General features: G+C 43.7%; 18 protein-coding genes. 7 read left to right on the top strand and 11 right to left on the bottom strand.

The annotated features are described in order from the left end of the window. Positions 1–5: 5 nt before the first annotated feature. The 5 genes from ACFGVR_RS22380 to pth all read right to left on the bottom strand — a co-directional run bounded on the left by ACFGVR_RS22380 (position 6) and on the right by pth (position 6,796). On the bottom strand, positions 6–896 hold the full coding sequence (locus ACFGVR_RS22380; protein ID WP_448699893.1) for a LysR substrate-binding domain-containing protein: 891 nt from the start codon (positions 894–896) through the stop codon (positions 6–8). Between the two features lie 94 nt (positions 897–990). Next, the gene (locus ACFGVR_RS22375) at positions 991–3,153 is read right to left on the bottom strand and encodes a M1 family metallopeptidase (protein WP_448699892.1); all 2,163 of its coding nucleotides are present in this window, start codon (positions 3,151–3,153) and stop codon (positions 991–993) included. A gap of 84 nt (positions 3,154–3,237) precedes the next feature. Continuing rightward, complete coding sequence (locus ACFGVR_RS22370) at positions 3,238–3,588, bottom strand: Spx/MgsR family RNA polymerase-binding regulatory protein (protein ID WP_448699891.1); 351 nt, start codon at positions 3,586–3,588, stop codon at positions 3,238–3,240. 12 nt (positions 3,589–3,600) lie between these two features. After that, a complete protein-coding gene (locus tag ACFGVR_RS22365; protein ID WP_448699890.1) occupies positions 3,601–6,063 on the bottom strand; it encodes a TonB-dependent receptor domain-containing protein in 2,463 nt (820 codons plus the stop codon). 172 nt (positions 6,064–6,235) lie between these two features. Next, positions 6,236–6,796: an aminoacyl-tRNA hydrolase gene (pth, locus tag ACFGVR_RS22360; protein WP_448699889.1), complete on the bottom strand. Its 561-nt coding sequence runs from the start codon at positions 6,794–6,796 to the stop codon at positions 6,236–6,238. Between the two features lie 520 nt (positions 6,797–7,316). Between pth and ACFGVR_RS22355 the strand changes: the two genes are divergently transcribed. Next, complete coding sequence (locus ACFGVR_RS22355; protein ID WP_448699888.1) at positions 7,317–7,913, top strand: hypothetical protein; 597 nt, start codon at positions 7,317–7,319, stop codon at positions 7,911–7,913. Here the strand turns inward: ACFGVR_RS22355 and ACFGVR_RS22350 are convergent, their stop codons facing one another. Both ACFGVR_RS22350 and ACFGVR_RS22345 read right to left on the bottom strand, forming a co-directional pair. After that, complete coding sequence (locus ACFGVR_RS22350; RefSeq protein WP_448699887.1) at positions 7,914–8,690, bottom strand: hypothetical protein; 777 nt, start codon at positions 8,688–8,690, stop codon at positions 7,914–7,916. A 94-nt stretch (positions 8,691–8,784) separates the two neighbouring features. Further along, the gene (locus ACFGVR_RS22345) at positions 8,785–9,792 is read right to left on the bottom strand and encodes an aspartate-semialdehyde dehydrogenase (RefSeq protein ID WP_448699886.1); all 1,008 of its coding nucleotides are present in this window, start codon (positions 9,790–9,792) and stop codon (positions 8,785–8,787) included. A 210-nt stretch (positions 9,793–10,002) separates the two neighbouring features. Here ACFGVR_RS22345 and ACFGVR_RS22340 point away from each other — a divergent pair, with 210 nt between their 5' ends. The 3 genes from ACFGVR_RS22340 to ACFGVR_RS22330 all read left to right on the top strand — a co-directional run bounded on the left by ACFGVR_RS22340 (position 10,003) and on the right by ACFGVR_RS22330 (position 13,005). Further along, entirely contained in the window at positions 10,003–10,956 is a 954-nt protein-coding gene (locus ACFGVR_RS22340; RefSeq protein ID WP_448699885.1) for an NAD-dependent epimerase/dehydratase family protein, read from the top strand. 108 nt (positions 10,957–11,064) lie between these two features. Then, complete coding sequence (locus tag ACFGVR_RS22335; protein ID WP_448699884.1) at positions 11,065–11,793, top strand: YebC/PmpR family DNA-binding transcriptional regulator; 729 nt, start codon at positions 11,065–11,067, stop codon at positions 11,791–11,793. A 243-nt stretch (positions 11,794–12,036) separates the two neighbouring features. Continuing rightward, complete coding sequence (locus ACFGVR_RS22330; RefSeq protein WP_448699883.1) at positions 12,037–13,005, top strand: hypothetical protein; 969 nt, start codon at positions 12,037–12,039, stop codon at positions 13,003–13,005. A 153-nt stretch (positions 13,006–13,158) separates the two neighbouring features. Here ACFGVR_RS22330 and ACFGVR_RS22325 read toward each other — a convergent pair whose 3' ends face one another. Then, entirely contained in the window at positions 13,159–13,848 is a 690-nt protein-coding gene (locus tag ACFGVR_RS22325; protein ID WP_448699882.1) for an NUDIX hydrolase, read from the bottom strand. A gap of 129 nt (positions 13,849–13,977) precedes the next feature. Between ACFGVR_RS22325 and pfkA the strand changes: the two genes are divergently transcribed. The 3 genes from pfkA to gap are packed head-to-tail and all read left to right on the top strand — an operon-like array spanning position 13,978 to position 16,815. Then, positions 13,978–14,958, top strand: a complete 981-nt coding sequence (gene pfkA, locus ACFGVR_RS22320; protein WP_448699880.1) for a 6-phosphofructokinase — start codon at positions 13,978–13,980, stop codon at positions 14,956–14,958. Between the two features lie 4 nt (positions 14,959–14,962). After that, positions 14,963–15,811 carry a BadF/BadG/BcrA/BcrD ATPase family protein gene (locus tag ACFGVR_RS22315; protein WP_448699878.1) on the top strand — a complete coding sequence of 283 codons (849 nt, stop codon included), beginning with the start codon at positions 14,963–14,965 and terminating at the stop codon, positions 15,809–15,811. An 8-nt stretch (positions 15,812–15,819) separates the two neighbouring features. Further along, positions 15,820–16,815 carry a type I glyceraldehyde-3-phosphate dehydrogenase gene (gap, locus tag ACFGVR_RS22310; RefSeq protein WP_448699877.1) on the top strand — a complete coding sequence of 332 codons (996 nt, stop codon included), beginning with the start codon at positions 15,820–15,822 and terminating at the stop codon, positions 16,813–16,815. 179 nt (positions 16,816–16,994) lie between these two features. Here gap and ACFGVR_RS22305 read toward each other — a convergent pair whose 3' ends face one another. From ACFGVR_RS22305 to ACFGVR_RS22295, 3 genes are all read right to left on the bottom strand, one after another. Next, positions 16,995–17,786, bottom strand: a complete 792-nt coding sequence (locus ACFGVR_RS22305; protein ID WP_448699876.1) for a carboxylesterase family protein — start codon at positions 17,784–17,786, stop codon at positions 16,995–16,997. Positions 17,787–18,032: 246 nt separating this feature from the next. Beyond that, positions 18,033–18,989 (bottom strand): oxygen-dependent tRNA uridine(34) hydroxylase TrhO, encoded by a 957-nt coding sequence (gene trhO / locus ACFGVR_RS22300; RefSeq protein ID WP_448703050.1) that lies wholly within the window; start codon positions 18,987–18,989, stop codon positions 18,033–18,035. A 163-nt stretch (positions 18,990–19,152) separates the two neighbouring features. Further along, positions 19,153–20,010, bottom strand: a complete 858-nt coding sequence (locus ACFGVR_RS22295; RefSeq protein ID WP_448699874.1) for an N-acetylglucosamine kinase — start codon at positions 20,008–20,010, stop codon at positions 19,153–19,155. Positions 20,011–20,333: the final 323 nt, after the last annotated feature.

Genomic DNA, 20,333 nt, shown 5'->3' with positions numbered 1-20,333 from the left:
TATGATCACGATCTCATCGCAAACTGAATAAAATTGCTGGTTAGGCCAAAGTCTTCGGTGCCTTTGCGGCGGATGAAAAAGAAGTCGCGGCTGATTTTAAGTCCATCGATGGGGACTTCAACCAGGTCGCCTTCGGCCAGCGCACGTACTATTGATGGGCGCGGCATAAAGCCCAGGCACTGATCGGCCAGTAAAAAGTTCTTTAAAGCTTCCGTCCCGCCAAGGCGAATTTTAATCGATAGGTCGGATGGTTTAATGTTGTGCTCCAACAGGGCTTTGGTAAGCGCATTAAGTGTGCCCGAGCCACGTTCGCGTAAAGCTAAGGGTGTTTTGCATAGTTCTTTTAAGGTAAGACTATGGCCTGCAAGCGGACTTTTGGCTGAGCAAACGGGTATTACTTCGTCGCTCATAAAAGGTTGATATGATACCGTAGTCAGCTTATTTTCAACCTCGATAATACCAACATCAACCTCGTGGTTAAGCAGGGCGTTTAAAATATATTCGGAGTTTCGGTTTACCAGCTGTACGTCCACATCAGTAAACTCGCGCTGAAAGTTTGACAGGATGGAAGGCAGTATATATAACGCTATGGTGGTGCTGGCGCCTAAACGTAAATGACCCGAAGCGTTTGATACGTTGCTTAAAATGGATAGGTTGTACTCAATTTCACGCTGTATTTCGCTTGCTTTGAGCAGGTGTTTATAGAGTATGGTGCCTGCCTCGGTCATCAATATACTGGCGCCTTTACGTTCAAAAAGGGGCACTTTATACATGTCTTCAAGCAGTTTAATATTTTTGCTTACGGCAGGTTGAGTAATAAATAAAACCTGCGCCGCTTTTGAAAAACTTAAGTTAGCGGCAACTTCTAAAAAAACCTGGTGGGCAATCGATAGCATGTTTAGGTAATATTTAATGCAAGTTATAAATAAAAATCGCCCCGAAAGCTAATTAGTTAACTTTCGGGGCGAGGGGATGATCTGGCTTTACGCCTTATTTTTTAGCTGTCCAAACATTGTTTGATGGATTGTAATCGGGTAGCTTGCCATCCGGATTATAGGTAACTGATTCGATAGCCTCTGTTGACGGATACTTGAATGACCAGCTTACGTTACGCTCCCAAATTTCGGCAGTAAAGTTTACACGCTCGGTTTTACCGCTAACGGTTTTAATTTCGAGTACCACCGGCATAGCCATTTTTTCAAGGTTATCAATGGTAATGATGGAGCCTTTTGCAGGATCGTTGTCCACATACCTTACGGCACGTACCGCAACATCTAACCGCCAGTTATTTTCGAACCATCCGCGCCAAAACCATTGCAGGCTTTCGCCGGATGCTGCTTCCATGGTACGGAAGAAATCGTCGGGCGATGGATGTTTAAATGCCCAGCGTTTGATATAGGTTTTAAACGCATAGTCAAAACGCAGCGGCCCCAATATATTTTCGCGCAGGAAAACCAGGCCGGCGCTTGGCTTGCTGTACAATAAAGTACCGTTGTTGGCTTCTTTCAGGTTATCAGGGTTGCTCAATACCGGCTCCAAACCGGGGCGGGTAAACATGTTCCAGGTACCTACCAAACGATCAGGGCCCGGTGCAGGGCGGTTAAACTCGCCGTTTAACGAATTGGCGGTTGAAAGCGTATTGATAAAAGTGTTAAAGCCTTCGTCCATCCAGCCATAAAGGCGCTCGTTCGAGCCTACGATCATCGGGAACCAGGTGTGCCCAAACTCATGGTCGATAACACCCCAGCCGCCGCCTAAGCTACAGAATACAATGCCCGGATACTCCATACCACCAGCTTTACCGGCAACGCCAGTAGCACATGGGTAAGGAAACTCGAACCATTTTTTTGAGTTATACTCAATGGAAGCCTTGATCATTTCGGTACCGCGGCTCCACTGGCCGCCGGCAGGGCGCTGGCCCGGTGCAGGGGCCTGTGCATTTGGTGCTGCGGCGCTCTCAACCGGGTAAGCCGATATCGCCAGTGATTTTTTACCGCTCGGCAGGTTGATCCGCGCAGCATCAATAATAAATGCTGCAGATGCTCCCCACGATGCGTCGCGGGCATTTTTGATCTGGAAATGCCAGGTCAGTTCACTTTTTCCGCTGGGGCGGGATGAAGCCTGGTGAATTTCATCAGCAGTGCGGATCATCACCGTTTTATCACTTCGCGCGGCTAATGCCCAGCGCTTTAGCTGCTCGGGTGTATATACGTCTTTTGCATTCAATAACTCGCCCGAACATACTACGATGTCTTTTGCGGGAGCGGTAATGTTGATATCAAAATCGCCATATTCCAGGTAAAACTCGCTTTCGCCGGTGTAAGGCAAAGTATTCCAGCCTTGCAGGTCATCGTACACACACATCCGCGGGTACCACTGCGCCATCTGGAATATCTTGCCGTTTTTAGACTGGCCAGGTTTGTTGCCTTGCAGGATAATTCCCATCCGGTCTGATCCGTAATCGGGCGAGGTGAATGAGTATTCGATCTTTAACTTTAACTGGCCACCATTAGCTGCTAACTCCGCAGGTAAAAAAACCTGCATTCGGGTATCATCGATCAGGTATTCGGTAGTAGTTTCGGTTGTTGGTTTGCCCTTAGCTGCGCTTACTATTTTAACCGATTTGATCTTGTAACCGGCATCAAATACCTGGCCCTGGCCCCAGTTGCGGCTTGATTGTGCAATAACGTTCGTTGTTGAATCGCGCACCAGCGGCACTTGTTTGTTACCCCTCGAGTCGAGCTTGAACAGGTTTTGATCCAATTGCATCCAAATAAACCCCAGTTTTTGCGGGCTATTATTGGTATAGGTCAGTACTTCGGTGCCGGTAACCTGGTTAGCTGCAGTATCTATTTTAGCGCTTAACACATAGTCGGCACGGTTTTGCCAGTATTTTGGGCCTTGCTGACCATCAGCAGCGCGAAATTCCGTGCCATTTTTGGTGTAGAAAAAAGGTTTCCAAAGCGCATGGTAATCATAATTGGTGGCTGGCGTATTGTCTTCCTGAAAAGGTGCTACACGCGGTCTTCTAAATCCGCCTCTCTGGCGCGCACGATTGGGGGTGTCGGGCGTTTTGGTAGGGGGAGTGGTTTGGGCTGTGGCTACGTTAACAAAACATGCCAATGCCAAACCCAAAATAAGTTTGTAATTCATTGTGTTGAGAGATCAGTTAACTAAAATATTTTCTAAATATGAATATATTTTAGTAATCTTTTCTCTTGGTAAAATAAATGTTACTTAGGCTGTTGTAAAATGGCCGGCATATACCGCCTCATCAAAACCAAAGAACAAAAAATCGCCATCCTCAATAACCGGGCGCTTGATAATGCTTGTTTTTTGCTGCAGCAGATCAAAAGCGGCTTGCTCACTGGTAATGCTATCCTTAACCGTTGGGTCAAGCTGTTTCCAGGTGAGGCCCTGTTTGTTCATCAGTTTTTCGTAGCCAACCTTTGCACTCCATTCTGCCAGTTTATCGGCAGATATGCCCAGCTTTTTAAAATCGTGAAACTCATACGCTACATGGTTAGCTTTTAACCAGTCGAGCGCTTTTTTAACCGTGTTGCAGTTGGTGATGCCGTATACTTTCATACAGCAAAAATATCAATTTGAGTTGCTTTTACTACCGCCACCGCTTTTTGTATCGTCGTTATTTATACCACGCTGGTTTTGTTTGATATTACTGTTTAATTTACCGAACCTATAATTTAACCTGACGGCAAAGCTGGCGTAACGATAACTGTAATATGAATCCTGGTAATAGGTTGCAGTATTGGTTGTTGAGTGCGATGTAAAGTATTTACTGTAGGGATTATTAGCTACCAGGGATATGGTGCCTTTTTTCTTCAAAACATCAATACCCGCTACGTACGAGTTATACAGGTAGTTGCCATTACGGCCCTGCAGGTTAACATCGCCAATAAAATAGCCACCGTTAAAACCTAAGCGGTAACCTTTATCAAACTTATAACCCATGTTAATAAAAGCGTTTCCGCCGTAACCATCATTTGAATACAGGCTGCCGCCATAGGTACCCTTTAGCCATACATGCTGCACCTGCGCGTTAATGCTTAAGCTGAATCTTTTAATGGTGCTCAGGTTATAATTGATATTAAGCCCTAAGGTTTTGTTAGTGCCCAGGTTTTGAAACGTCGTTGTTGTAATGGTATCGGTAACACCGCCCACGGTACGCGTGCTTGCATAGCTTACGTTTTGGATAGAGTTATTTGAAAAAGCGTAGCTAAGCCCGGCCGTGAGGGCGTTTTTCTTAAAGTTACTGTACGTGAGCTGGAAAGTGTTGTTGAGTTCGGGTTGCAGGTTAGGATTACCCGTGGTGATGAATTTTGGATTGGTTGCATCAACAAACGGGTTTAACTGATAGATGCCCGGCCTTTGTATACGCTGGGTAAAACCCAATGTTACACTACTGCTCTTAAAGCTCCGCTGCACCGATACCGATGGGATAACGTTGGTATATGCCCGATCGATAGCCGATGCTCCCGCTGTTGAATCAGAATTGATTTGCGTGTGCTCTACACGTACGCCTGCTTTGGCTGTCCATTTTTCCAGCTTAAGCTGATACGAGTTATAAAAGCTGTAAACATCCTGGTGATAATTAAAACTATGTGCTTGTGTTTTATAATCGTAAGCATCAGTTATGGGGTTTTGGGCGCTGGTTCGGTAATCACTATAGTTATTGCGCAAAATGGTTTTACCGCCAGCCTCAAAGTTTAACTTTTTATTGATAGGCTGCACATAATCCAATTGAACGGTGTGCTCTTTGTTACCGGCATCATTATACTGCTGATAGTTTGATAACCCGCTTTGGCCAACAACGTCATGAACAACATTGGTATTTAACTGCGTATTGGGCGAGTAGCTGTACTTGTACGATAAGGTAAGCAGTTGATCTTTATTGCGTTTAAAGCCCAATTGGTAATTAATGGCCGCGTCTGATCCCTTGTAATTATAATTGCCATCATTATTTAAATTATACTGCTCGGTTATCTGGCTGCCGTTAAAGGTATTTGAATACTGGTTGTTTGTCTGGTCAAAGTCGCCGCCATAAAACTGGTACGAGGCTGTAACGAGGTTTAAGGTATCGATCTCATAGCTCATTTCGGCATTGCCATAATGGTTATTGCCGGTAGCATGGCTATCGGCATATTGCTCTATCGAAACAGGTGTACCTGTAAAGTTTTGTGTATTGCCGTTAGAGTTATCGTTACTGCCGTTGCTGCCGTAACCTATATATCCCGACAGACCGAATTTGCCTTGTTTTACAGTTCCGTTTAGGTTGATGCCCGGGCCAAATACCGAATTGAAGCGTGTATTAATGCTGCCGTTATAACCCTGATCGGCGTTCTTTTTAGTGATGATGTTGATGATACCCGCCAGGCCCTCAGCATCATATTTTGCAGGTGGCGTGGTAATCACTTCTATCTTTTCGATATTGGTAGCAGGCATCGATTTTAAAACATCCGATGGGTTTTTGGCCATTAATGCCGACTCTTTGCCATTGATCAGGATCTTGTAATTGCCGGTACCTTTTAGTTTGATATTGTCGTTCGCATCAACAGACAGTAAGGGCACTTTGCGCATCATATCCAAAACACTTTGCGCCTTGCTTTCCGGGTCGGCCTGTACATCGTAGCCTATCCTGTCTACTTCCTGTTTGATCAATGGTTTGGCCTCAACTATCGAAACCTCTTTTAGCTGCCCGGTTGATGGCGACAGCAGTACATTTTTAACATCAACCACACCATCAACAGCATCGGTAAGATTGATCAGCTTAGCTTTATAGCCTAACGAGGTTACTGCAAGCTGGTATTTACCCGCGGTAACATTGGTGATATCAAAACTGCCGTTATCCTTGGTTAAACTTGATTTGATGGGAACGTTACTGCCCGGTGCTTTTAAGATCACGGTAACAAAAGGCATAGGCTTGCTGGTAGCCGAGTCGGTAACCATACCCTTGATCTCCATTTTAGGAGTTGCAGGCGCTTGTGCCGACGACCGGTTGATCGAAAATAAAAGTATAAACAGAACGGATAAAATGTATTTCATATAGGATTGCGATACTGAAGCGATTTCGGTTATAAGACACGACAAAAATTAAATAGTTACCGTTAACAGCAAAATGCTTTAACAAACCTTAACTATTAAATAACCACATTTAACATTTACATCGCAATTTTAACAGTATCAGGGATATTGCGATATGTGAATAGCACTTGAATTATTTGTTGTACCGGGTCATGGTTAGTTCGGTACCAACGGTAACAAAGCTTTTGATCATTTCTATCGAGCGGTCTATCAGGGCGGGGAGCTCGGGCAGTTCGTCCTTATCAAAAGCATTCAATACAAAATTAACCTGCTTACCTTTCGGAAAGTTATTGCCAATACCAAAACGCAGGCGGGCATAGTCGCTGCTACCTAACGTAGCTTCAATGTGCTTCAAACCGTTGTGCCCGGCGGCGCTGCCTTTTGGTTTTAATCGCAGCGTGCCCAGGGGCAGGGCCAGTTCATCAACCACCACCAACACATTTTCAACAGGCACTTTCAACTCCTGCATCCAATAGCGCAAAGCGTTCCCGCTCAGGTTCATGTAGGTTGTTGGTTTAATGAGGTGGATGCTTTTGCCTTTGTACTTAAAATCGGTATAGTAGGCCAGACGCATGTTAAAAAACTGGCAGCTTTCTTCTTTAGCCAGCTTATCCAAAATCATAAAACCAATATTGTGCCGGGTATCAGCATATTCGGGGCCAATATTGCCAAGGCCAACTATCAGGTATTTCATTATGCCGCAAAGATAGGTTTTTTTGGATTTCGGATTTCGGATTTTCGATTTCGGATTTATTTTGATTTCGAATTTCGAATTTTCGATTTCGGATTTTTCCTACTTTATAATTGCCAGGAAGCGCGCGTTTAAAACAGCGATGACGTGGCAATCTCATGCTATACAAAGCCGCTATACAAATACCAATGAACTAATGACTAATGAACTGATGTTCCAAACACATCGGTATTCTTCGGTGTTTTTCACCATTTTTCAATCAAACCTTGCTTAATTCACTGGAAAAGCATTTTTTCTGATTTTCACACCGATGAAACACATCGGTATTCATCGGTATACCGATGTGCCATTATTCGTCATAAAACACAAATGAACCAATGACAAATGAATCAACAACAGGGGGGATATTGTAAGAAATTTAAAGAACAGATCGGTGAAATCTCTTAATAACCGGAACAATCCCACTCATTACAATATAAGTAAAAATAGTCAATTTTGCAACAAAAGAGTTAAATTTATACCAATGAAAAACCTACTGACGATCTTCTTCATTACCCTGTTTTGCACTGCCGCGTCAGCACAAAACGTTGATATTGTCGATACTGCTACAGCAAATGCTTTGATCAGCAAATGCGCGCAAACCTTTCCCAAATTTTACCGCGAATTTCAATACATCAAAACACACGATGACCTGATCAAACGTTTTACTTTTATCAAAACCACCGGTCCCGATAACGGTCCTGCTTTTGCATACCCCAATGGCGTTATCCGCATCAACATCAAATACCTCGAAAGCCAGCAACCCACATTTGATGATAACCGGCTCATCGTTGTTTTATACCACGAGATCGGCCACCTGCACTATTTTACCAATACCCCGCTGGCAAACCGAAACTCACAGGATAGCGAGCAGGCGGCATTCGAATACTCGCTTTTAAAAACCAAAGAAATGGCCGAAGCCGGCGATTGCCTCCCACTTAAAACCGGACTGAAATATATGAAGATCCGCAGCGAAAGTGATAACCTGCAAGACCCGCATGTACGTGCCCTAAAGATCATTGTAAAAGAGCCGCTGTATCTGGATTATTTGAAGTATGCGAAAGAGAAGTGTGGCGATTGACTATTTCACCTTCTCAAAATATTTGCCGGTAAATTTGTAACGAATGAAGCTATCTATAAATACTTCCTTTTTTGATACTACGGGTATAGATAATGTATTCGATTTAGCGTCAAAAATTATTTCCGGAAACGCGCCATCAGTGTAAGAGAAAGTATTGAAATCATAATCAATGCGACTATGCATACCCGTAGTTGTCCTGATAATCTTGGCATCCCTTAACTCGCCGTCTCTCACTTCAAATATCCTTACTCCTCTGCTCATCGCTTGATATGACCAGTTGAATTCATAAGTCGCAATATAGTAAGCTTTGCCATTGATATTAAATGTATATAAATAGCGATACAGAGGTTGGCTCTTTTCATCACCCTTTCGTATCGTATCTATCTTTAAAACGGACCTTGTTTTAGCATCAACTTTAAACTGCATCAAATTATCACAATCTCCCATCTCGTTGTCCCACGAATATATTCTGAACCTTCGATCGTTTGAAGTCAGGATAGTTAAATTCGTTTCGCGTAATGTAAAAAATGCTTGTGTAATAGTTGCAGGATATTGTGTGGTGTACCATTTCAATTTATTTGCAAAAAATTTATCCGCCTTTTCTAACGAATCGAGCGCCGAAATAGTGGTATCGCCTTTCCTGGTTTTCCAGTAAATACGTTTTGTAAAAAAATTCCAGAGGTCCTTTTCAATGGCTCCTGGTTTCAGTCTTTGCGCTGCACAATTGTTCGCAACCAAACACACACCAATAAGTAATAACAGCTTTATAGTTCTCATTAAAAAATTCTACCTCATAAAAATAGGGATAACCTCCCGATCATCCCTATTAATATCATACCATAACTGTTCCCCCTTAGAGGGGTTAGGGGGCTTACGCTTCTACAGCCTGCCCAATCAAATGTTTGGCAACCAAATACTCCGCGATCTGCACAGCATTGGTAGCGGCGCCTTTGCGCAGGTTATCGCTCACAATCCAGCAGTTTAAAGTATTGGGCTGGGTTTCATCGCGGCGGATACGGCCTACAAAAACTTCGTCTTTTTCGTGCGCGTCAAGCGGCATCGGGTATTTTAAGTTGGCAATATCATCGGTAACGATCACGCCCGGGCTTTTGGCCAGTAATGCTTTTACCTCTTCCACATCAAAATCTTTGGCAAACTCGATATTAACCGATTCGCTGTGGCCGCCCATCACCGGGATACGCACAGTAGTAGCGGTAACGCGGATGCTATCGTCGCCCATAATTTTCTGGGTCTCTTTAATCATCTTCATTTCCTCTTTGGTATAACCGTTATCGCCAAAAACGTCTATCTGTGGGATAACGTTCAGGTCGATCTTGTACGGATAAGCTTTAGGGCCGTCAATACCGTTACGCTCGTTCATCAACTGCTCAACAGCTTTAACGCCTGTACCGGTAACCGATTGATAGGTTGATACCACGATACGTTTGATCTGGTAAGCATCGTGCAATGGTTTTAAGGCCACTACCATTTGTATTGTTGAACAATTTGGGTTAGCTATAATTTTATCCTCAGCAGTTAAAATATCAGCGTTAACCTCGGGCACTACCAGTTTTTTGGTAGGGTCCATACGCCATGCTGACGAATTATCAACTACAGTGGTACCTACCTCGGCAAAACGCGGAGCGTCTTTTAACGAAGTACTGCCGCCGGCCGAAAACAGGGCCAGATCGGGCTTCATACTAATCGCTGTGTCTACCGATACCACCTTAAATTGCTTACCCTTATAAGTAATTTCCTTACCAACACTTTTTTTAGATGCTACGGGGATCAATTCGGTAACCGGGAAGTTGCGTTCTGCCAGAACCTGCAACATTTTAGTGCCCACTAAACCAGTGGCACCTACAACTGCGACTTTCATTTTTTTTAATTATTTAATATGTAATAGCCCCAAAGATGCGGATTATTTGTCTTTTTTGAAAATCCGGGCAGAAATATCAGACAAAACCTATCAAAACAGTAGCGTATTTTATGCGAATATGACACACAAATAACGTTTTTGTGTGTTGTGTAACTCAGTTTCATTTCGGTCAAATTTTTACCTTTGCCACAGTAAACTGACAAGCAAACCATGAGCGAAAAAATATTGGTAATTGGTGCTAATGGCCAGATAGGTACAGAGCTGGTAACTGCGTTAAGGGGTATTAACGGCTCCGAAAATGTAATAGCCTGCGATATTAACGATCCGGCTTATGCCATCCGCAACAGCGGTCCATTTGAGTTGGCCAATGTTTTGGATAAAGATAACCTGCACCATATTTTCGAAAAGCATCAGCCTACACAAGTTTATTTGCTTGCCGCGATACTATCCGCCCTGGGCGAACAAAAACCCAAAATGGCCTGGGATCTGAACATGACCGGTCTGCTCAATGTATTGGATTTTGCCGTTGAGTTTAAAGTAGCCAAAGTGTTTTGGCCTAGCTCGATAGCTGTATTTGGCCCGCACTCGCCGCAGTACCATACGCCGCAATATTGCGTAATGGATCCAAACACAGTTTATGGTTTTAGCAAGCTGGCAGGCGAGCGCTGGTGCGAATATTATTTTAACAAATATGGCCTTGATGTGCGCAGCATCCGTTACCCGGGACTGATCGGCTGGCGGGCCAACCCCGGCGGCGGCACCACCGATTATGCCGTGCACATTTTCCACGAAGCCATAAAAAAAGGCGAATACCAAAGCTTTTTATCTGCCCAAACAGCTTTGCCGATGATGTATATGGACGATGCTATACGCGCCACGGTTGAATTAATGGCCGCTCCGGCAGAAAAAATTAAAATTCGTTCGAGTTATAACCTCGCAGGTATTAGCTTTACACCCGAAATGCTGAGCGATGAAATTAAAAAGCATCTGCCCGGTTTCAGGATAAGCTATGCCGATAACGATCCGCGGCAGGCTATAGCCGATAGCTGGCCAAAATCCATCGACGACAGCGACGCACAACGCGACTGGGGCTGGAACATGGAGTTTGACCTGGCCGGTATGACAGAGGATATGTTGTTGAATTTAAAGAAAATATATAGTTAGAAAAGAGTTATTAAGTTAATGGGTTATTGAGTTATTTTGTACCTCTGCTAAATAACATCGAACACAATAACTTAGTAGCATAATAACTCAGTAACATAATAACCAATAATGGGAAGAGCATTCGAATTCCGTAAAGAAAGAAAATTTAAGCGCTGGGCCAAAATGGCGGTGCAGTTTACCCGTTTGGGGAAAGAAATTGTAATGGCTGTTAAAGATGGCGGCCCTAACCCCGAAACCAACTCACGCCTGCGTACTGCGATACAGAACAGTAAAGCGGTTAACATGCCTAAAGACCGTGTTGAAGCCGCTATAAAACGTGCCTCGAACAAAGACGAATCGAACTACGAAGAGTTGGTGTACGAAGGTTATGCCCCACATGGCGTACCTGTACTGGTTGAAACCGCTACCGATAACACCAACCGTACTGTGGCTAACGTACGCAGCTACTTTACCAAGGTTGGCGGCACTTTAGGCAAAACCGGTTCGCTTGATTTCATCTTTAACCGCAAGTCGATCTTCAGATTTGAACCTGGCGAGCGCGACCTGGAAGAACTGGAGTTTGAACTGATTGACTTTGGTTTGGAAGAACTATACCTCGAAACTGACGAGAACGGTCACGATATTGCAGTTGCCCAAACCGCATTTGAAGATTTTGGTAAGATGCAAAAAGCATTGGAAGAAATGCACATCGAAGTAAAATCGGCTAAACTGGAACGTATTGCCTTATCGCATACCAAAGTTACCGAAGAGCAGGCGGCAGATGTAATGAAACTTATTGACCGTTTGGAAGAGGATGACGACGTGCAGGCCGTTTATCATAATATGGAAGAAGAGTAGTTTTTTTGATTTCGGATTTCGGATGTTCGATTTCGGATTTATTTTAATTTCGAATGTCGAATTTTCAATTTCGAATTTTAAAACGAATATATCCACCATGTCATTGCGAGGGACGAAGCAATCGCACGTAAGCATGTTCGCCCTGTATAACATGCGACTGCCACGCTACCGCTCGCAATGACACCTAATAATAAATCGCCCAGCACGTTGTTGGTGTTATCACCAACAACTTAAAACCTACAAATGACTTTCGAAGAATTCTTCAAAAAGAAAAAGATAGACCTGGTGCAGCTTAAAACTGCCGAGCCGGTGCTATTTGCCGAATTTGAAAGTCATTATGCGCAGATGGGCGAAAAAAGCTTCGACCATACCAAAAAATACTGGTTCAATAACCTGCGCCGCTTATACCACACAACCGAAGAAGTTAAGATTGAGAAGGTTAAGATCGACAATCCATTAGCCGAACAAACCATTACAGAATCACTTGCCGAAAAGGCAGAAACACCGCCGGCTCCAAAAGCAGGTTTTACGCCAAGGTTTAAAGCAGGTGCTACCAAACCTGCTGAAACAACACCAGCCCCCGAAGTACCGAAAGCAGAACAAAATACAACACCTGCCGAAGAAGCATCAAAACCCAAGGTAGGCTTTACCCCACGTTTCAAAGCCGGTGCGACCAAACCTGCTGAAACAATACCACCAGTTGAACCTCTCGCCGAAACACCAAAAGAAGAAAGTCCCGCTGTAGCGGAAGAAGCACCCAAACCCAAAGTTGGCTTTACGCCGCGATTTAAAGCTGGTGTTACTAAACCCGCCGAAGCAACATCACCAGTTGAATCTGTCGCCGAGACACCAAAAGAAGAAAATCCAACTGTAGCGGAAGAAGCATCCAAACCAAAAGTAGGCTTCACGCCGAGATTTAAAGCTGGTGTTACTAAACCCGCCGAAGCAACATCACCAGTTGAATCTGTCGCCGAGACACCAAAAGAAGAAAATCCAATTGTAGCGGAAGAAGCATCCAAACCAAAAGTAGGCTTCACGCCGAGATTTAAGGCCGGCGTTACCAAACCCGCTATTGAGCAGGCAGCAGAACCCGAAACTCCTAAAGCCGAAGACAGTCCTGCTCCAACAGAAGAAGTGCCTAAGCCAAAGATTGGTTTTACTCCCCGTTTCAAAGCTGGCGTTACCAAGCCGAAGAAAGAAGACGAAGAATAAAAAATGCGTTAGGGATAGAAGCGGATACCGGCCCGAGGCTAAGGCCCGTGCAGTATGAGCGGATAGCCCGGCCCGAAGGGAACGCCCAAAATAGAATCAAGAGGCAAGAAATAAGATAAGCATCGGCTCACCAACTACTCACCATTCACCACATTAACTTTCCAGGTCGTTCTGAAATATCTTATTGTATTTACGCCTGTCGAATTTATACAGCTTAGCCGCGCGGTACGATACCCCTTTCTGCTTTTCATCCAGCTCCTTTAAAAAGCCGTAACTCAACATCTTTTTGCGGAAATTACGCTTATCCAGTTTTTTACTCAGGATAGCCTCGTAAAGCAATTGCAGTTGGGTAAGGGTAAACTTTTCGGGTAACAGCTCAAAAGCTATGGGCTGGTAGCTTAGCCTGCGGCGCAGTTTTTGTATACTGGTTTCAAATATTTCGCTGTGGTCAAAACCCAGTTTAGGCAAATCGTTTATGGCATGCCAAAAGGCTTTTTTGGCGTATTGGGTAACAGGCTTTACCTCTTTTTGCCCAAGAATGCGAATTAACGCATAGTAAGCAACCGTAATTACACGTCCCTGCGGGTGGCGGTGTACTTCGCCAAAAGTATGAAACTGCTCCATGTGCATATCGCGCAAGCCGGTTAGCTCGTACAAAATGCGGGTAGCAGCATCTTCAATACTTTCGTCGTTCTCAACCAGGTTACCCGGTAACGCCCACCAGTCTTTAAACGGATCTTCGTTACGCTCAATCAGTAACACCTTCAATTCACCGGCCTCAAATCCAAAGATGACACAGTCGATAGAAAATGCAGAATCAAATTTAGGTAAGCTTGCTTCCAAATGCGTTAAGTATTAATTTAAAAATTTAAATATAGCCCGTTAATCCGAATGAAAAAATAAAAAAATAAATTTAGTTAGTGTAAATTTTACACACTATATTTGCTGATTATAAACAAGCATTATCCCTATATGCAAAATATCCGCAAAATTGCTGTTTTAACATCCGGAGGCGATGCTCCCGGTATGAACCCGTGCATAAGGGCAGTGGTGCGTACCGCTATTTACAATAATAAACAAGTTATTGGAGTAAGGCAAGGATACCAGGGGTTGATCGACAACAACACTTATCCTATGCATACACGCTCGGTTAGCAATATATTGGCGCTTGGCGGTACTATTTTAAAAACAGCAAGGTGCATGGCTTTTAAAACCGACGAGGGCCAGGAAATAGCCTATCGCAATTTAAAAGAGCAGGAAGTTGATGCGATGGTGGTGATAGGCGGCGACGGTACCTTTACCGGGGCATTGCGCTTTTCGCGAAGGTATCCTGATATTGCCGTTATTGGCGTACCCGGTACTATTGACAATGACCTTTACGGTTCTGATTATACCTTAGGTTTTGATACCGCTACCAATACGGTTATCGAGGCCATTGATAAGATACGGGATACTGCCGATTCGCACGACCGGTTGTTTTTTATCGAGGTAATGGGGCGCGATTCGGGGTGTATTGCCTTACGTGCAGGTATTGCAGGCGGTGCCGAAGCCATTTTACTGCCCGAAACCGAAACGGCTCTTGAAGACCTGATCAATACCCTCGAAAACTCACCCAGTAAATCATCCAGCATAGTTATTGTAGCCGAAGGCGAACACCACGGCGGCGCTTATGATATTGCTAAAATTGTTAAAGACAGGATAAAGTCATATCACACCAAAGTTACTATATTAGGCCACCTGCAACGCGGGGGCAGCCCAAGCAGTTTCGACCGTATTTTGGGCAGTCGTTTAGGTTATGCCGCGGTTAATGCCTTGTTGAGAGGCGAAACGCAAAAAATGGTGGGGTTAAGGGGAAATCACGTATCATTGACCAGCCTGGAAGAGGCACTTAACAACCACGAATTTAAACTGGAAGATGACCTGATGGAAATGACTAACATACTATCTATCTAAATAAATGATCGCAGTTGTATACAGTGGTTCAAACTATGCCGATTGGCGCTTAGCCATACGGGATAAAACTGTTGCAACTTTTAAAACACAGGGCATTAACCCTTATTTTAGCGACGAGAAGAGTATCCTGGCCCTGCTCAACAAAAACATCAACCTCATTCATCACGCTGAGGAAATTAAAAAGATATTCTTTTTTACAGCAGGCGCTTCGTCACCCGAAAGGATAAAAACCGTGCATGATGCCCTAGCTTCGTTTTTTAAACATGCCAAAGTTTATGTGCAGCATGATATATTGGCAGCTGCCATTGCCAGCTGCCGCGATAAAAAGGGCATTGTTTGCATATTAGGCAGCGGCAGCAACGCTGCTTACTATGATGGCCGGAAAGTTGTACCTAACAATTACGGTATGGGCTATATTTTAGGCGATGAGGGTTCGGCAAGTTGGATGGGTAAAATGCTGTTAAAAGGATTTATTAACGAAACCCTTCCCGAAAAGGTAACCAAAAAATTTACCAAACGTTACGACTACGATCGTAAACAGATATTGGATAAGGTGTACCGCCAATCGCAACCGGCTTTGTTTTTAAGCTCGTTCACCGAGTTTTTTAACGAAAACCAGGAAGATGAGTACATCAAAAATATGATCATTACCGGCTTTAAGCAGTTTATAGGCACCTACGTTATCCCGCTGTTAAAACAGGAGCCCGAAACACCGGTGTATTTTGTTGGTTCAGTAGCCGCAACATTTCAGGATCAGTTGCAGCAAACCGCCGCAGATATGAACATCAACATCAGCAACATCATTAAAGAACCTATCAATAATTTATTAAAGTATTATTCAAGTAAAAATTAAAAAACATCATGAAAATAGGAATTAACGGATTCGGCCGTATTGGTCGTTTAGCTTTCAGAGCCGCAGTTGACAGGCCGGATATCGAAATTGTAGGCATTAACGATTTGGTTGAGCCCGATTATATGGCGTACATGCTAAAATACGATTCGACCCACGGCCAGTTTAAAGGCACTATCGCTGTTGAAGGCGGCCACCTGGTTGTTAACGGTAAAACCATCCGTGTTACTGCAGAAAAAGATCCGGCAAATTTAAAATGGAACGAAGTTGGCGCAGAGGTTATTATCGAGTCGACCGGCTTGTTCCTGACCCAGGAATCGGCTCAGAAACACATTGATGCCGGTGCCAAAAAAGTAGTAATGAGCGCCCCTGCAAAAGATGATACCCCAACTTTTGTAATGGGTGTTAATCACAAACAACTAAAAGCCGATCAGCACATCATCTCCAACGCATCTTGTACTACCAACTGCCTGGCGCCAATTGCTAAAGTATTGAACGATAAATTTGGTATCGAAGAAGGTTTAATGAGCACTATCCACGCGGTAACTGCTACCCAAAAAACAGTTGACGGCCCATCGGCTAAAGACTGGAGAGGCGGCCGTGGCGCTTACCAAAACATCATCCCTTCATCAACCGGTGCTGCTAAAGCGGTAGGTTTGGTATTGCCCGAACTGAAAGGTAAATTAACAGGTATGAGCTTCCGTGTTCCGGTTGCCGACGTATCTGTTGTTGATTTAACCGCCCGCTTAAAAACTCCTGCTACTTATGAGCAAGTTAAAGCTGCCATGAAAGAAGCATCAGAAGGCGAATTGAAAGGTATTTTAGGTTATACCGAAGATGAAGTGGTATCAGAAGATTTTAAAGGTGATGCACGCACTTCGATATTTGATGCCAAAGCAGGTATCTCGTTAAACGATCACTTTGTTAAAGTGGTATCATGGTACGATAACGAATGGGGTTACTCAAACAAACTGATCGATATGGTTCAGGAAGTTGGTAAACTGTAAGTGATATCCAATCATAAAAAAAGAGTCCCGGTAGCAATGCCTGGACTTTTTTGTTTATTATCAAAGCGTCATTGCGAGGGACGAAGCAATCCCCGACTTACAGAGCGGCTCTGCATATTTGGGATTGCTTCGTCCCTCGCAATGACGTGTTTGATAAACGAGTAATGAAACAGCTTATATTACTTGCTATTTGAGAACAACCAGGGTAGCAACTCCGGTTCGGCAAAGGCATCGTCCCAACTGTTGTGGCCGTCGTTGGCGTAAAGGGTAAATTTGGGGTGCCCGCCGGCGGCTTTAATGGCATCAACCATAATGAGCGAATGCTGGAACAATACTACATCGTCCTTTTCGCCGTGAAAGATCCACATCGGTACTTTTTGGGCGTACACTTTGGCGTTGCGGGTATTATCGCCACCACAAATAGCGAAAGCGGCAGCAAATACATCGGGCTTGCGGCGCAGTATCTCAAAAGTACCCATACCGCCATTGCTTAAACCGCCTATGTATACTTTGTGCTTATCAACAAAGGGTTTATCTAAAAACTGGTCAACACAGCCCAGCAGCATACGCATAGCTTGCGTGGACTCGCCGCCAACCTGAAACAGTTGCTTCTCTTTACCATTGGCATCAACCTGCAATATACGGTTGCTCCACGAGCCATTTGCAGGGCATTGCGGAAATACCACTATCGCCGGGTATTTTTCGCGGTAACGCACCTGTAAAAACAATTGAGCTCCATGTATCAGTTGCGATTTGTTATCGTTACCGCGCTCGCCACTGCCATGCAGTACAAATACCAGCGGATACTTTTTATTGGGATCGAAATGCTCTGGAAATAAAATTCGGTACGGCAGCGTATCTTTTTTATGGATATAGCTGCCGTGGTCGTATAAGTTATAGTCTTGTGCAAATGTGTTAGCGGCAGTAGTAAAAAGCAAGGTAGCAATGAGGTAGGCAGCTCGTTTGATCATAGGGCATAAAGTGTAATTGGTATGGTAACGCAAAATTAGCGGGAATAGTTTTAACGATAAGCACATGAATAACGTAATGTCATTGCGAGCGATAGCGTGGACAACCGACCGAAGGAAGCTCATGGATACCACTAAAAAACAATTATCAATCCATAATCTCTAAGGACAAGCGAACGTGCTAATCACACTTACAACCTTTCTCAGGGATTGCTTCGTCCCTCGCAACGACATGATGGTTAATCCTCGTTACTCAACCACCAATTTCACACCCTTTTTCACATTCACCGGTTGTGGCACTTTAACATAATAACCGGTACCATCATACACACGCTTGCGCGGATGCTGTTGGCAGGCATCAGAGCAGCAGCCATCCAGCTTTTCGCCGCAGGCATCGCACTGGGTAAAGTGCTCATTACATTCGGGATTGGCGCAATTGATCATTTTGGCAGTAACCGTGCCGCAATTATAGCAGGTTGATATGACCTTTGGGTTAACGGCATTAACATCAACCGTTAAACGGTTATCAAAAACATAACATTTGCCCTCAAAATCCTCACCGCCGGCTTCTTTACCGTATTTAATAATGCCGCCGTGCAGTTGGTAAACATCGGTAAAACCTTCGTGCAGCAGCAAAGCAGAGGCCTTTTCGCATTTAATGCCGCCGGTGCAATAGGTGAGTATCTTTTTATCCTTAAACTGCGCCAGTTCGTTTATTTTGGATGGGAAATCTCGAAAGTTCTCAATATCCAGCGTTACGGCGTTTTTAAATTTACCTACCGAATGCTCGTAGTTTGAACGTACGTCCAATATCACTACATCATCACGGTCCTTCATAGCCAAAAAATCCTTTGGCTCCAGGTGTTTGCCGGTTTGCTTTTGCGGATCAATAACATGCGGATCGCGCAGACCCGAGTGTACAATTTCGCTTTTATAACGTACATGCATTTTTACAAATGATGGTTCGCTCACCTCGTCAACCTTAAAGTCGATACCCGCAAAACGAGGGTCGGCATGTAAGGTTTGCATATAAGTTTGGCAGCTTTGGGTTGTGCCCGATACAGTGCCGTTCAAACCTTCTTCGGCAACAATAATGCGGCCCACCAGGTTAAGCGATTTACAAAATTTTAAATGATCGGCGGCGTATTGCTCCGCATCGGTTATTGTTGAATAACAATAATACAGTAGTGTTTGGTATGTGCTCATAATAACATTGATACTGTTGCAAACAGCGTTTAATGAGCCGCAAAGATAGGTTTTTTTGTTGTAAGGTTGAAATGTTTTAATGTGGGTACCTGTGTTGGCGCCGCCTGTTACTGCCGTATACCTTGTAGCCTGTGCATTTACCACAGGCTACAAGGTGTAAACCTTACTTTGATGGTGCTAATTCCAAATGATATTTCACCAGGTTATCTATAGGCGAGCGGATAATGTTGCCCATTACCATGCCGTTCTCTAAAACTACTTCTTCTAATATATTACGGAAATTATACCCAACCGAACCGATACAGTTAAAAGTATAACGCTGATAATCGGGGTAGTGGGTAACCAGGTTGCGGAAAAAATCATCAAACGAGCTTTTTACCAGGTTACGGCTATATTCAATATTTACGGTATTATCATAAACAAACTTGCTAAAGCCTGCGCAAAAGCGGTTAGCTAAAGGTTTGGTATACACATTATCTATTATTTCGTCGGGCGTTAATTTGTAAGTTTCCCAAAATACCTCGCGTACAGCCTGGGGCATATAACCACGTACATAATCGCCCAGCAGTTTTTTACCAATATAGCAGCCACTGCCTTCGTCGCCTAAAATGTAGGCCAGCGAGTCAATGTTATGTACAATATCTTTACCATCATAAATACAGGTATTGGTGCCTGTACCCAAAATAGCGGCAAAACCTTCGTTAACGCCTAATACAGCGCGTGCGGCGGCTAACAGATCGTGCCCTATGTTAACTTTGGCTTTTACAAACACAGCCTCCATTGCTTCCTGAACTATCTTTTTCTTATCCTCAACAGAGCAACCTGCACCGTAATAGTTAACCTCGGTTACTTTGTCTATCTCTAAGTCGGTTGGTAAACTTTCGTTTAACGATTGTGTGATATACTCTTTCGACGAAAAATAAGGATTGTAACCCTCGGTGTTAAAGTAAACTTTTTTCCCTTCATCGGTAATCAGGCACCAGTTAGTTTTGGTTGAGCCACCGTCGGCAATAATGATCATGTTAAATAAATTAAAGCTTGCTTAAAAATATAAAATTACAAAGTGTAAAACAAACACTTTGTAATTGTGGTGTGAAGCTAAATATGTTTTTGCAATAATTTGTAACCTGTTGCATTATTTTAGATATATGCCTGATTTACAGTTTGATATTTTAAAATGTTATTGATACAATTATTCATTCAAAAGGGCGTACCGGCCAGTGATCTGTACTCTTTTTAATTATACCTACAGTAAAAGTGATATAAAATAACGGTTAACCTTAAGTTATCCGCGAATTAAATGCATTTGTAAGTTTATTGTAATTTTACAGTTATACAACATTT

It is taken from the genome of Mucilaginibacter aureus (assembly GCF_053514885.1).
The sequence above is the reverse complement of the archived record's forward strand: the minus strand, read 5'-3'. Positions and strand labels throughout refer to the sequence as shown.